Origin of the sequence: Sorangium sp. So ce131 (genome assembly GCF_051519095.1) — a bacterium.
Lineage (GTDB): Bacteria > Myxococcota_A > Polyangia > Polyangiales > Polyangiaceae > Sorangium.
This window is the reverse complement of the sequence record NZ_CP150455.1, coordinates 92,360-105,025: the sequence shown is the minus strand read 5'-3', so window position 1 is coordinate 105,025 and position 12,666 is coordinate 92,360. Positions and strand designations below refer to the sequence as shown.

14 protein-coding genes are annotated in these 12,666 nt (G+C 71.2%); 5 read left to right on the top strand and 9 right to left on the bottom strand.

Translation table 11 applies throughout. From position 1 onward, the window contains the following. Positions 1–31: 31 nt before the first annotated feature. The 3 genes from WMF43_RS00410 to WMF43_RS00400 are packed head-to-tail and all read right to left on the bottom strand — an operon-like array spanning position 32 to position 3,212. Positions 32–1,273, bottom strand: a complete 1,242-nt coding sequence (locus WMF43_RS00410; RefSeq protein ID WP_437676553.1) for a sugar ABC transporter permease — start codon at positions 1,271–1,273, stop codon at positions 32–34. Further along, positions 1,273–2,043 carry an ATP-binding cassette domain-containing protein gene (locus WMF43_RS00405; RefSeq protein ID WP_437676551.1) on the bottom strand — a complete coding sequence of 257 codons (771 nt, stop codon included), beginning with the start codon at positions 2,041–2,043 and terminating at the stop codon, positions 1,273–1,275. Before WMF43_RS00405 ends, WMF43_RS00410 begins: the two co-directional genes overlap by 1 nt. Before the next feature lie 23 nt (positions 2,044–2,066). Continuing rightward, positions 2,067–3,212 (bottom strand): sugar ABC transporter substrate-binding protein, encoded by a 1,146-nt coding sequence (locus WMF43_RS00400; protein ID WP_437676549.1) that lies wholly within the window; start codon positions 3,210–3,212, stop codon positions 2,067–2,069. A 261-nt stretch (positions 3,213–3,473) separates the two neighbouring features. On the opposite strand from WMF43_RS00400, the gene WMF43_RS00395 reads away from it, so the two are divergent. Then, the gene (locus WMF43_RS00395; RefSeq protein WP_437676547.1) at positions 3,474–4,277 is read left to right on the top strand and encodes a nucleotidyltransferase domain-containing protein; all 804 of its coding nucleotides are present in this window, start codon (positions 3,474–3,476) and stop codon (positions 4,275–4,277) included. A gap of 481 nt (positions 4,278–4,758) precedes the next feature. Here WMF43_RS00395 and WMF43_RS00390 read toward each other — a convergent pair whose 3' ends face one another. Next, positions 4,759–5,172: a hypothetical protein gene (locus WMF43_RS00390; protein ID WP_437676545.1), complete on the bottom strand. Its 414-nt coding sequence runs from the start codon at positions 5,170–5,172 to the stop codon at positions 4,759–4,761. Here WMF43_RS00390 and WMF43_RS00385 point away from each other — a divergent pair. Then, positions 5,144–5,653: a cellulose binding domain-containing protein gene (locus tag WMF43_RS00385; RefSeq protein ID WP_437676543.1), complete on the top strand. Its 510-nt coding sequence runs from the start codon at positions 5,144–5,146 to the stop codon at positions 5,651–5,653. The two genes, WMF43_RS00390 and WMF43_RS00385, sit on opposite strands and share 29 nt — an antisense overlap. A gap of 203 nt (positions 5,654–5,856) precedes the next feature. Here the strand turns inward: WMF43_RS00385 and WMF43_RS00380 are convergent, their stop codons facing one another. The 4 genes from WMF43_RS00380 to WMF43_RS00365 form a co-directional block, all read right to left on the bottom strand. After that, on the bottom strand, positions 5,857–6,300 hold the full coding sequence (locus WMF43_RS00380) for an EVE domain-containing protein (RefSeq protein ID WP_437676541.1): 444 nt from the start codon (positions 6,298–6,300) through the stop codon (positions 5,857–5,859). Then, positions 6,297–6,665: a VOC family protein gene (locus tag WMF43_RS00375; RefSeq protein ID WP_437676539.1), complete on the bottom strand. Its 369-nt coding sequence runs from the start codon at positions 6,663–6,665 to the stop codon at positions 6,297–6,299. Before WMF43_RS00375 ends, WMF43_RS00380 begins: the two co-directional genes overlap by 4 nt. 103 nt (positions 6,666–6,768) lie before the next feature. Next, a complete protein-coding gene (locus tag WMF43_RS00370) occupies positions 6,769–7,467 on the bottom strand; it encodes a helix-turn-helix transcriptional regulator (RefSeq protein ID WP_437676537.1) in 699 nt (232 codons plus the stop codon). Between the two features lie 47 nt (positions 7,468–7,514). Continuing rightward, a complete protein-coding gene (locus WMF43_RS00365) occupies positions 7,515–8,411 on the bottom strand; it encodes a LysR family transcriptional regulator (RefSeq protein ID WP_437676535.1) in 897 nt (298 codons plus the stop codon). A gap of 164 nt (positions 8,412–8,575) precedes the next feature. On the opposite strand from WMF43_RS00365, the gene WMF43_RS00360 reads away from it, so the two are divergent. Beyond that, on the top strand, positions 8,576–8,971 hold the full coding sequence (locus WMF43_RS00360; RefSeq protein WP_437676534.1) for a RidA family protein: 396 nt from the start codon (positions 8,576–8,578) through the stop codon (positions 8,969–8,971). Between the two features lie 554 nt (positions 8,972–9,525). Then, positions 9,526–10,710 (top strand): PLP-dependent aminotransferase family protein, encoded by a 1,185-nt coding sequence (locus tag WMF43_RS00355; RefSeq protein WP_437676533.1) that lies wholly within the window; start codon positions 9,526–9,528, stop codon positions 10,708–10,710. A gap of 57 nt (positions 10,711–10,767) precedes the next feature. Here WMF43_RS00355 and WMF43_RS00350 read toward each other — a convergent pair whose 3' ends face one another. Next, entirely contained in the window at positions 10,768–11,553 is a 786-nt protein-coding gene (locus WMF43_RS00350) for a hypothetical protein (protein ID WP_437676531.1), read from the bottom strand. 254 nt (positions 11,554–11,807) lie between these two features. Between WMF43_RS00350 and WMF43_RS00345 the strand changes: the two genes are divergently transcribed. Continuing rightward, complete coding sequence (locus WMF43_RS00345; RefSeq protein WP_437676530.1) at positions 11,808–12,482, top strand: dienelactone hydrolase family protein; 675 nt, start codon at positions 11,808–11,810, stop codon at positions 12,480–12,482. Positions 12,483–12,666 lie beyond the last annotated feature (184 nt).

Genomic DNA, 12,666 nt, shown 5'->3' with positions numbered 1-12,666 from the left:
CGGGGGACCATCCCCGGGCCGGCGCGCGCCGTCAGGGGCGCCCGGCCGGCTGCTGCCGGCCCGACCGCGCGAGCGCGTCGATGGTCACGGCGGCGAGCAGCGCCGCGCCGGTCACCATGAACTTCACCGACGAGGGGAGCGCCAGGAGATCCATCCCGTTCGAGATGGACCCGATCAGCAGCGCCCCGGTCAGCGCCGACCAGACCGTGCCGCGGCCTCCGAACAGGCTCGTCCCGCCGATCACGGCGGCGGCGATGGCGTTGAGCAGCACGTCGCCGCCGCCCGACGACTGGTTCACCGCGAGCAGCCGCGAGGTGGCGAGCATGCCGCCCGCGGCCGCGAGCGCGCCGCACAACGTGAAGACCGCCACGCGGATCACGTCCACGCGGATGCCGGCGCGGCGCGCGGCCTCGGCGTTGCCGCCCACCGCGAAGACGTGGCGCCCGAACCGGGTCCGCCGGAGCAGCAGGTCGAAGCCGATCACGAAGCCGAGCAGCAGGAGGAGCGCGAGGGGGACCCCGCGGTCCGCGTTGAGCAGGCCGACGACGGCCGGGACCAGGACGGCCACGATCGCGACGCGCGCGATCACGGCGCCCCTCGAGCCGGGCGGCAGGCCCGCCTTGGTCCGGCGCCGCAGCGTCACCACCTGGCCGAAGATCGCTAGGCCGACGCAGAGCGCGCCGAGCGCCCACCCGAGCGAGGGCGAGAGGAACGTCCCGGCCAGCCCCGAGATGATCGGGTCATAGACGTTCACGGTGCCCGTCGTGCCGAGCACCCAGAGCAGGGCCCCCTGCCAGGCGAGCAGCCCTGCGAGCGTGACGACGAACGAGGGGACCCGGAACCGGGTGAACCAGAACCCCTGCACGAGGCCGATCAGCGAGCCGGTCGTCACCCCGGCGAGCAGCGACAGCGCCGGGCTCACCCCGTGCTGCACGTTCAGGATGGCCATCACCGCGGCGCTCATCCCGCTCACCGCGCCGACCGACAGGTCGATCTCTCCGAGCAGCAGGACGAGCACGATCCCCACCGAGATCGTGCCCATGGCCGCGATCTGGAGGACGAGGTTCGTGAGGTTGCGCGCCGAGAGGAAGTTCTCGTTCTGGGACGCGAAGATGCCCCAGATGAGGACCAGCCCGAGCAGGACCGGCAGCGAGCTCGCGTCCCCCTGCCGGAGGCGCCGCGCGAGCGCCGACAGGCCTTCTCCCCGCGGCGACAGGCCTTCTCCCCGCGGCACCGGGGCCGCGATCTCGCCGGCCTTTTGCGGTGCAGCCATCACCCTGCCCTCCTCGCCTCGACGACGTCCGCGCCGGTGATCCTGGCGACGACCTGCTCGCGCGAGGCCGCGCTCGTGGTGAACGTGCCGGCGAGCTGCCCGAGGCGGAGCACGACGATGCGGTCGGAGACCTGGAAGACGTCGGCGAGGTTGTGGCTGATCACGAGCACGCCCAGCCCCTGCTGCTTGAGCCGCGTGATGAGCTCGAGGACCTGCCTCGTCTGGGCGACGCCGAGGGCGGCGGTGGGCTCGTCCAGCAGGACGACCTTCGCGTCCCCCATGACCGCGCGGGCCACGGCCACGGACTGCCGCTGCCCGCCGGAGAGCGCGGCGATCGGGGTGCGCACGGCGGGGATGTTCACGTTGAGCGTCCTCAGCACCTCGAGGGCGCGCCGCTCCATGTGCTCTTCGTCCATGGCCCGCGAGAGGGGGTCGATCTCCTCCCTGCCGAGGAACAGGTTCGCCACGACATCGAGGTTGTCGCACAGGGCGAGGTCCTGATAGACGGTCGCGATCCCGAGCCGCGACGCGTCCTTGGGCCCGCGGAGCGCGACCGGCTGCCCGGCGAAGCGGAGCTCGCCGCCGTCGGGCGGGAAGATCCCCGCGATCGTCTTGATCAGCGTCGATTTGCCGGCCCCGTTGTCCCCCACGAGGGCGACGACCTCGCCGGGGAAGACCTCGAGATCGACCCCAGAGAGGGCCTGCACTGCGCCGAATCGCTTCTTGATGCCGCGCAATTCCAGGATCGGAGCTCGCTGCGCCGTGCTCATGGGCGTCGGTGGGAGATCCGGGGCTAGAGGATGCCCGCCGCCTTGCAGGCCTCGGCGTACTGGGTCGTGCAGATCTGCTCCTGGGTCCAGAACACGTCCGCGATGACCGTGTCCTTCAGGTTCTCCTTGGTGACCGCGAGGGGGACCAGGAGCACCGAGGGGACGTCTTTCTTCCCGTTGTTCACCGTCTTGCCGCCGGTGATGTCGGTGGGCACGGGCTTGCCCGTGGCGAGGTGGAACGCGATGACCGCCGCGGCCTCCGCCTGCGGCTTGATGGCCTTGTAGACCGTCATGTACTGCTCGCCGAGCAGGATCCGCTGGACGGCCGCGAGCTCGGCGTCCTGGCCGGTGACGGGCGGAAGCGGCTTGATGCCCGCGGCCTTCATCGCGGCGATCGCGCCGCCGGCGGTGCCGTCGTTGGCCGCGTACACGCCGTCGACCTGGTTGTTCAGGGCGGTGAGCGCCTGGGTCATCTCGTCCTGCGCCTTGTCGGGGCTCCAGTCCGGCGTGTCGTACTCCTTGACGACCTGGACCTTGCCGTCGAGCGCGCTGTGGGCGCCCTTCTTGAAGAGCATCCCGTTGTTGTCGGTCGCCGCGCCGTTGATCATGACGACGCGGGCGTTCGGCTTGTTGCCGAGCGCGGTCAGCAGCGACTCGCCCTGGAGCCTGCCCACGGACTCGTTGTCGAACGAGACGTAATAATCGATGGCGTCCGTCCCCGGGACGAGGCGGTCGTACGCGATGACGGGCACCTTCTGGGCCTTGGCCTTCGTCGCGATGACGGCCGCGGACGCGCTGTCGACGGCGTCGAGCACGAGCACCTTCGCGCCGTTGGTGAGCGCCGCCTCCGCCTGGGCCTGCTGCTGCGAGGCGTCCTGGTTCGCGTTGCTCGCGAGGATCTGGCAGTCCGGACAGAGGGCCTTCACCTTGGCCTCGAAGAACGGGCGATCCTTGGACTCGTAGCGGGCCGTCTTCGACTCCGGGAGGAGGAGGGCAATCTTGGGCGCGCCCGGAGCGCCGGCCTTGTCGCCCGCGGCCGGCGCCTTGGCCCCCGCGGCTGCCCCCTTGTCGCCCTCGGCGGACCCTCCTTGTTGCTGAGAGCACGAGGTCAAGGCGAAGAGGCTCAGGGCCCACGCTGTCAGTCGACCGCTGATCGCTTTGGTCTTCATGAAGTTTCCCCTGACGTAAGCTACGGCTGAACGGACCTATACCCTCGCTGGGCCGTCCCGTCCATAGCCGGCCGCGCTCCGGACACGGCCGACCTCCGGCGCCGCGCGCTCGCGCGGCCCGGCCCTGAGCCGCGGCCGGCCGTGTCCGCGGCCTCGGCCGTTCTGCCGGTCCTGTGCGAAAGGCTTCTCCGCGCTGCGCAGCTGTGCGACGGATGTCGGGACCGAGACATCCCTCGGCCATGACATGATGGGAGGGCCTCCATGCGAGAACCGAACTTCCACGCACATCATCTCCGGACCGTATCGCGCCTCGTCGAGCGGCTGAGCCCGGATCCGAGCTCCCTGGCGGTCATCGTCGGGGGCTCCCAGGCGAAGGGCCTGGGAAAGGAGTCGTCCGACGTCGACTTCTGCTGGGTGGTCACCGAGGAGGAGCACCGGCGGCGGCAGGCGTCGGGTGAGCTGGTCTATGTCGCCTCGGACGAAGGCCTCGTGGACTATCCGGGCGGGTACGTCGACGGCAAGATCATCACCCTGGATTTCCTGCGGAAGGTCCGCGACCGCGGCAGCGAGCCCGCGCGCGCGGCGTTCCTGGGGTCGATGGTGGCCTGGTCGCGGAGCCCGGAGGTCGACGAGCTGGTGCGCGCGATCCCGGTTTATCCGGAGCACGAGCGCGCCCACAAGATGCTGGGCTTCGTCGCCCAGCTGGAGGCGATGCGTTATTACCTCGACACGGCGGAGCAGCACGGCAACCGGTATCTCCTGACGTGGGCCGCGGCGCGCGCGGTGCTCTTCGGCTACCGGCTGATCCTGGCGCACAACCGCATCCTGTATCCGTACCACAAGTGGATGAGGGCCTTCGTGGCGGACGCGCCCGACAAGCCTGCGGACCTCCTGCGCCTCTCCGACGAGCTGATAGAGGCGCCGGGCAAGCGCACGGGCGAGGCGTTCTGCGGCGCGGTGCTCTCGTTCCGTGAGTGGGAGAGGCCCGCGCAGTGGCAGACGCGGTTCATGGATGACTCCGAGCTCAACTGGCTCCATGCGGCGCCCCCGCTGGAGGACGCGTGACGCGGCCCAGCGGACGAGCCCGGTCTCGCCGGGAGGCGCCCGGCGCTCCGCGCGCCGGACACTGACCCACGGGACGCGGGCCGGTATTTGCTGAATCTGCTGATCGGTCCGCACGTCGGTGAACACCCTGTTCGGCTACGATACCAGCAGAAAATTCCCACACGGAGCCTCTTGCTGGCGCCAGGAGGATCTGTATAGATTCCCGCTCTCCACTTCCTTGCCGTTCGACCATCGGACTCGGTCGGGCGCTTCTGGGGGTATTCGCGATGCGACCGATGCCAAGGTGTGAGTCGCTGCTCGGCCCTACCACCTCGGGAGCAGCGTGTGTCGGGGGCTCTCGGACGGAGGCGTCGGCGCCGGCAGGAGCGCCGCGGCGGTCCGGCCGCCGCGGCGATCACGTCCGGGCGTCGAGCGCCTGGTCGAGGGGAACGAGGGCGCTCTCTGCCGCCTCTCTCCTGGCGCTCGCGGCCTGCGCGGAGGGCTACAGCCTCGGCGGCGAGAATTCGGGGGGCGGGGGCAACGCCGGCTCCAGCTCGAGCGGGGCGATCTCGTCCAGCTCGACCAGCGCGAGCTCCACGGCGTCCACGGCGAGCAGCTCGACCACCTCCGCGACGAGCTCGGCAGGCTCCGGCGGCGACGCCGCAGGCACCACGGGGAGCAGCTCGGCAGGCTCCGGGGGGGCCGGGGGGGCCGGCGGCGACGGCGGCGCTGGCGGCGACGGTGGCGCTGACGTGACGAGCTCGACCGCGAGCACCTCGGTCAGCTCCACGGTGAGCACCTCGGTCAGCTCCACGGTGAGCACCTCGGTCAGCTCCACCGCCACGACCTCGGTGACCTCCACCGCCACGACCTCGGCGACCTCCGCCGTGAGCAGCACGACGGGCGGCGGTGTCACGAGCTCCACCACCGGCGGCGGGACCACGCCGGCGCTCGAGCTCCAGTACGCCGTCAAAGACGCCAGCGCCAGCACCACCAACGTGTCGTTCAAGGTGCGGATCAGAAACACCGGAACGGAGAGCCTCCCGCTCAGCGATCTGACGATTCGCTACTGGTTCACGGCCGACGGCTTCACGTCGCCGCTCCAGAGCGAATGTGACTTCGCGTCGGTCGCGTGCGCCAACGTCACGAAGACGTTCAGCGATACGTCGGGCATGTACGCCGATCACTACCTCGAGCTCGGCTTCACCGCCGCGGCGGGCAGCATCACCCCGGGCGCCACGGGGGGACACGCGGAGATCCGCATCTTCACCCAGGCGTACAACAACCTGATGCAGGCCAACGACTACTCCTTCGACGCGGAGATGACGGATTGGACGACTTCGCCGCGGATAACCGTCTACCACGACGGCGAGCTGGCCTGGGGTACGGAGCCCTAGAGCGACAAACGGGGTGAACCAGCCTGAAACGAGCAGAATTCGAAGCGCCAAGGACGCCAAGGCGCCAAGGACGCCAAGAAGAAGAGAAACTCTTGGCGTCCTTGGCGTCCTTGGCGCTTGATTTCTCGCTCGATCAACATGAGCGGTGTCCTACTAGAGCGGCGGTCTGGGTCGCTGCGGTCTGGCCTCCTCGAGACACACCGTCACGCGGCCCGGACGGCCGCCGGGAGCACCGCGCCCATCGCCCGCGCGATCGTCTCCATGTCCCGATCGCTGATCGTCAGCAGCCCCGCTCGCAGCCGAGCTCCCCAGCTCGGTGACCCCGATGAGAACTCGAGCCGCGCGAGCAGGGGCGCGATGGGCGCCGCGCGCGCGGCGAGCCACGCGACGTCACGGCGAAACGGGCGGAAGCCCCCGCCCATGTCGAACGGGTACGGCTCGCCGTCCTTCACGACGCCGATGGCCGTGAACGCCTGCAGCCGATCGCGGCCCTGGAACGACGCGGTCGGCGAGTAGTACACTACCCGATCGCCCGGCTGCATGCGCCGGAGCGGCGCGCGCTTGCCATGGCAGACCTGCATGAAGCCGCCGGCCCGGCCGCGCTCCACGTGCTCGCCCGACGCGACGGCCAGGAAGGCGCGGCTCACGCGGCCTCCGGCGCGAAGACGCGCAGGCGGTGGCCGTCGCGATCGAGGGCGACGAACGTGTAGCCGAAGTCGAGCTGCGTCGGCGCCTGCGCGATCGCGAGGCCGCGCTCGGTCCACGCCGCGTGCGTGGCCCTCACCGCGGCCGCGTCGGCGACGGTGAACGCGATCTCGCCGCCGCCGGGCGCCGTCGCCGCCGGCGTCACGGTGTGGCGCGACCACAGCCCGAGCATGACGCCCGACTCGAGCGCGAACATCGCGAAGGTCGGCGACGCCTCGACCGGAGGCCGCCCCAGGAGGCCCGCGTAGAACGCGGCGCTCGCCGCAGGGTCGTCGACGTAGAGCAGCACGAAGTTGGGATCAGGCATGACGTTCTCCGAGCGCCCGGGGGAGAGGTGGCCCGGACGACGGAGAGCATGCGACCGGCCAGTGACAGATTCTGTCAGCAGGCGTCGAGCGGGGCCGAGGCGCTCAACCGGGGAGCTGGGCCGGGATGGCCTCGCGCGCCCTCCACTCGGTCAGGAGCACGGCGCGCGGCCGGCCGATGCGGTCGGCCGACGTCGTCCAGCGCGCGATCCGATCGGCCCGGAACGAGCGAAAATCCGCGCGCGCCTCGCACCACGCCACCACCACGCGCGCCCGCTCGAAGAACCCGATGGCGATGGGCCACACGACGCGCTCGCTCGCCGCGCCGCGGCCGTCTGCGTAGACGATCCGCGCCTTGCGCTGCTCGCGGACGCAACGACGCACCTCGGCGAGGTCGACCTGCTCCGGCGGGCGCCGCTGCGACGGGCCCGCCAGGAGCGCCGTCTCGTCCACCAGGGTCTTCAGATCGCGCGGCAGCACCGCCCGGAGCTTCGCGACCACCTCGGCGGCCGCGCGCCCGAGGGCCTCGTCGCCGTGCTCCGCGGTGAGGCGCAGGCCGAGGACGATGGCCTCGAGCTCCTCGTCCGTGAACATGAGCGGCGGCAGCAGGAAGCCCGGCCGGAGCTGGTACCCCGCGCCCGCCGCCCCCTCGATGCTGGCGCCCTGCTCGCGCAGGGCGTTGATGTCGCGGTAGACGGAGCGGACGGAGACGCCGAGCTCGTCCGCGAGGGACGCCGCGCTCACCGGCCGGCGGTGGCGGCGAAGGAGCTGCACCAGGCGGAGCAGGCGGTTGGCGCGGGACACGAGGGGATCATGTCATGGATTGACAGCATCGCGAAGCACGTGGCGCGTCACGTCCCAAGCTCCTGGATCATGAGATCGATGAAGCGCCTGACACGGGGTTCCAGGAGACGTCGGGTCGGGTAGATCGTCACGATCTTCACGTCCTCAGCCTCGAGGCCGGGTAGCACCTGCTGGAGGCGACCGGCAGCCAGGTCCTCGGCGACCAGAAAGTCCGGAAGAAACGCGATGCCGAGCCCTGCGACGGCGGCGTTGCGAAGGGCCTCTCCGCTATCCAGCCGCAAGCGGCTTCGCCCCTGCGCCTTGATCCAGGATCCACCGTCGTCGAGAAAACGCCAGCTCTGCCTGCGATTGCGGCTACAGAAGATCAAGCAATCGTGTGCTGCCAGCTGGTCGACGTCCAGCGGCTCGCCGCGCTCGGCGAGGTAGGACGGAGAGGCGCAGAGCAGGGCCTTGTACGTGGCGACCACCCGGGAGACCAGCCGCGTGTCCCGGGGCGCTTCTCCGATTCGTACGGCCAGATCGAAGCCTTCCTCGACGATGTCGGCCTGGCGATCGGTGAGGTTCACCTCGACCTGGATGTCGGGCCAGGCCTCGAGATACCTCTTCAGCAGCGGAAGAACCACGAGCCGCCCGAAGGCATCGGGGACGGTGAGCCGCAGGACTCCCCTCGGCGTGCCATGACGCCCCGCCACGCTCGCCTCGGCGTCATCGACCGCCGCGAGGATCTGCAAACCGTGGTCGTAGAACACCCGACCTTCATCGGTGAGGCTCAGCGCCCTTGTCGTGCGGTTCAGGAGGCGCACGCCCAGCCTGTCTTCCAGGCGGTTCACGGCCTTGCCCGCCGCCGACCTGGTCAGGCCCATGGCCTGCCCCCCGGCGATGAAGCTCCCTTCATCGACGACCGCCATGAAGACGAGGATCTCGTTCAGGTTCGCGCGCAGCACAGTGCAACTCCACCTGCTCCGACGCTGGGCTTAACAGGGCGTCTGGAACGCCTCAAGAAAGTTCTTCGCGTCTGTGTAGAAATCCGTTCGCCAATCGGCTGGCTACAGTCCTCCACGCCTCGTCGATGTCGCGGCGGGGGACTACCAGCAGAAGGGAAACGAGCATGACGACAACTGCCACCACCTACAACCACGGCGTCCCGTGGGAAGAGGGCTTCGGCGTCACCCAAGGGTATAACGTGAACGGGACCGTCTACATTTCGGGCCAATTTTCCCACGACATGCAGGGCGCGTTCATCGGAGAAGGCGACTTCGAGGCACAGACCCGGAAGACGCTGGAGAACCTCGATCGGGTGCTGGCGGGATTCAACCTCACGAGGTCCAACATCGCCGAGATGGTCATCTACCTGACGAACCCGAGCGAGCATTTCGAGCGATGCGTTCGTCTTTACAAGGAGTATGTGGGGCAACATCGCCCGGCAGGCACCCTCATCGGCGTGTCCGGTCTGGCATTCCCTCATCAACTGATTGAAATCCGCGCCGTTGCGCACGCCGGTTGACCTCGACGGCGGTCAGCTTCCGCCGCATGAGATCTTCGATGCGGCTCAAAAGGAGCCGCCCAGCGCTGACAGCACCCCGTGCGACCAGGGACGCTCCAAGACGGTAGGAGCTCGCCGGTCCGCCCACGTCAGCAGCTCCACGGAGCCTTGCTACGCCGTGGGCGGCCGGGCAGCCGGGCGCGCCGCCATGCCCGCGTGCAGCTGCCGCCGGCCCGGCACACCCCCTGCTCCCCTCCCTCGTGTCCGCCGCACATCAGCCGCGCGCACCCACCCTGCCACCGCCGCCGCTCAGACCATGACGGCCGTATTTCCAGGATGTATCCGGCCTGGAGACGTCCCGCTGGCCGGGCGCTGCACCGTGGCAGGCTGACACGCCGCGCACGCACGCCACACCCTGAAGTGCACGTTCACCCGTTCAGGCGGAAGCCAGGTGACGAAGGACCCCATGGAAATACGTCCTGTCACGGAGGACGAGGGCGTCCGCTCCGTCTGGAGACGGACAGCGTAGACGGCACCGTCTTTGAATGGGGAGGGCTCCGGACCTCGAAAACGATATGGATGCCACCGCGCTCGCAAGAAACCTCCCCCCCTCGTCCGAGACCCGGCGCTCACAGGCACCGACACCCTCCGAACCGCCGCGGAGCGGTCAGCGGCTGGGCGTCGGCCGGTTCGACCTGCTGACGCGGCGGGCGGCGGAGACACCTGGGCTCATCAGCTTCGCGGGCGGGCTGCCCGCGCCGGGCGAGTTCCCGCGCACCAAGCTCGGGGCCTCGTTCGTCCGCGCGCTCCAGGCCCCGAGCTGCCCGGCGCTCCAGTACGGCTGGCCGGAGGGCGACGAGGACCTGCGCTCGTGGATCGCCGGACAGCTGCGCCGGCGCGGCGCCAACGTCGCGCGCGACGACATCATCGTGACGAGCGGCGCGCAACAAGCCGTCTCCCTCGCGGCGCAGATGGTGCGCGGACCGCGCGCGAGGATCGGCGTCGACCCCGAGAGTTACCCCGGCGCGCTCGACCTCTTCCGGTCGCTCGGCATGAGCGTCGTCGACGACGGAAGCCACGTGGACGCCTATTACCTCATGCCCGCGATCTCCAACCCGCGCGGGCGCAGGCTCTCGGCCCACGAGCGGGCGAAGGTGCTCTCGACCCTCCGGCCCATCATCGAGGACGACGCTTACGCCGATCTCGGCTTCGACGGCGCCGCCCCGCGGCCGCTCCTGGCCGAGGCGCCGGATCGTGTGTTTCACGTGGGGACCTTCTCGAAGACGTTGTGCCCCGGGCTGCGCGTGGGCTGGCTCGTGCCGCCGCGCGCGCTCCGGGCGGACGTCCTCAAGCTGAAGCAGGCCGCCGACCTGCAGGCCGCCAGCCTGCCGCAGGCCATCCTCGAGGACTACCTCCGCAACGAGGACTTCGATCAGCGGCTCGTGCGCCTGAGGGAGTTCTACGCCCGCCGCGCCGCCCGCATGGAGCTGGCGCTCCGCCGGTACCTGCCGCGGTGGAGGTTCGAGCCGCCGGCCGGCGGGTTCGCGATCTGGGTCGAGCCCGACGCGGAGCCGAACGAGGCGTTCTTCCTGGCCGCCGCCATCGAGCACGGCGTCGCCTTCGACCCAGGCTCGTTGTTCCGGGCCAGCGGCGCCGTCCGCCCGTTCGCCCTCCGGCTCTGCTACTCCTCCGTGGCGCGCGACGAGGACCTGGACGAGGGCGTTCGACGCCTCGCGCGATGCTGGTCCGAGGTGGCGTGACCGCGGCGTGACGTCGATCCAGCGGTCGGCGCGCGTCAGGGGTCAGCGCGCGGCCGCTCACTGCTCCAGCGCGCCGCCCGGCTTGTGGGGGACGGGCGGGCGCCGCTCGAGCAGCTCCTTCGCGGCCGCGCGGACGACGCCGGGCACGTCCGGCGCCGCCACGAGCTGGGTGAGCTCGGGCCGCAGCAACAGGCGCACCATCGGCACCGCGATCTCCGGCGGCGCGCCCGGGTTCTGCACGATCGCCATGCGCACGCGGGCGCGCTGGGACCACTCGGGGTGGCGCGCGATCTCGATCATGACCTCCGGCGTCGCGGGGCGCCGCGCCGCGAGGCGGACGACGTCGTCCTCGGTCATGCGCGGGTTCGCGAGCAGGTTGCGGATGACGAGCGGGTGCGGATCCCGGAGCAGGGCGTCGAAGGCGGCGCGCGTCGGCCGCCGCGCGAGCGCGCGCCGCTCCCCGAGCGTGAGCGCGCGTCCGGCGCTCGACGCGGCCAGGCGGCGCTCGTCCGGGGGCGGCGCGGGCGGCGGCGCCGCCTCGTGCCGCCGCGCCTTGCGGCGCAGGAGCCGCGAGAGCGACAGCAGCGCGGAGGACGCGGCGAGCTCGCGCAGCTGCTCGACGCGCTCGGCGAACGCCGGATCCGCGAGCACGGGCACCGCGGCGCTGAGCACGTCGCGCGCGACGGGGCTCGCCTGCTCGGCGTCGCGGCAGAGGTCGTCGAGCGCGCGGGCGACGGCGACGGCCTCGGCGCGCAGCATCTCGCTCCGCAGGAACGCGACCCGCAGCCGGAGCTCCTTCAAGGAAGGGACGGCCCGCCTCCATCGCTCCGCCAGCGGATCCACGCCGTCAATTTACAACGCCGGCGCGCCTGCGAGGAGTGTGGTCGGGCGGATCGCGGTGCGCGACGCTGGCTCGGCGGGTATCCTGCGCCGCGCCGGAGGGGAGGGCGGAGCCGATCCCCGATGGGTCAGACGGAGGACGGCGGAGCCGACCCCGGCTGCTCACACGGAGGACGGCGAAGCCGATCCCCGGCTGCTCACACGGAGGACGGCGGAGCCGATCCCCGGCTGCTCACACGACAACAGGGAGGAGTCGCATGTCCGAGAAGGTTTCTTTCCCCGCGAAGAATGGGTCCTCGGCGACCGGCGAGATCGTCTGGCCGAAGCAGGGCGGCAAGGCGCCTGCCGTCGTGCTGATCCAGGAGTGGTGGGGCCTGAACGATCATATCCGCTCGCTGCTCGACCGGCTCGGCGCCGCCGGGTTCGTCGCCCTCGCGCCCGACCTCTACCACGGCACGGTCACCAAGGACCCGACCGAGGCCAACCGGCTCATGACCGAGCTCGACAAGGCGCGCGCCCACGACGAGATCGCCGGCGCCGTGAGCTTCCTCGCGGGGCACGAGCGGACGAACGGCAAGGTCGGTGTCATCGGGTTCTGCATGGGCGGCGCGCTGGCTTTCGCCGCCGCGGCGAACATCCCGGAGCTCGCGGCCGTGGTGCCGTACTACGGCGTCCCGAGCCGCGCGCCCGATTACTCGCGCGTCAAGGCGCCGATCCTCGCCCATTTCGCCGCGCGCGACGGGTGGGCGACGCCCGCCGCCGCCGAGGCGATCCGGAAGGAGCTCGCCGAGCGCGGCCAGCCCATGGAGCTCCACGTCTACGACGCCGACCACGCCTTCGCGAACGACACGCGCCCCGAGGTCTATAACCCCGAAGCGGCCAAGATCGCCTGGGAGCGCAGCATCGAGTTCCTGAGGCAGCACCTCGGCTGAGCGCAGCTCCCCTCCCCCGCGCCGGCAGGTCCGCGCCGGCAGGTCCGCGCCGGGCGGCGGCCGCCGGCAGGTCCGCGCCGGCCGACCGCCGCGCCAGCCACGTCGGCGGCCGCCGCCCGGCGCCCGTCCCGGCGGCAAGCCCGGCGCACGCCGGACGGTTGCGCGCGCCGCGCCCTGCTGCCGG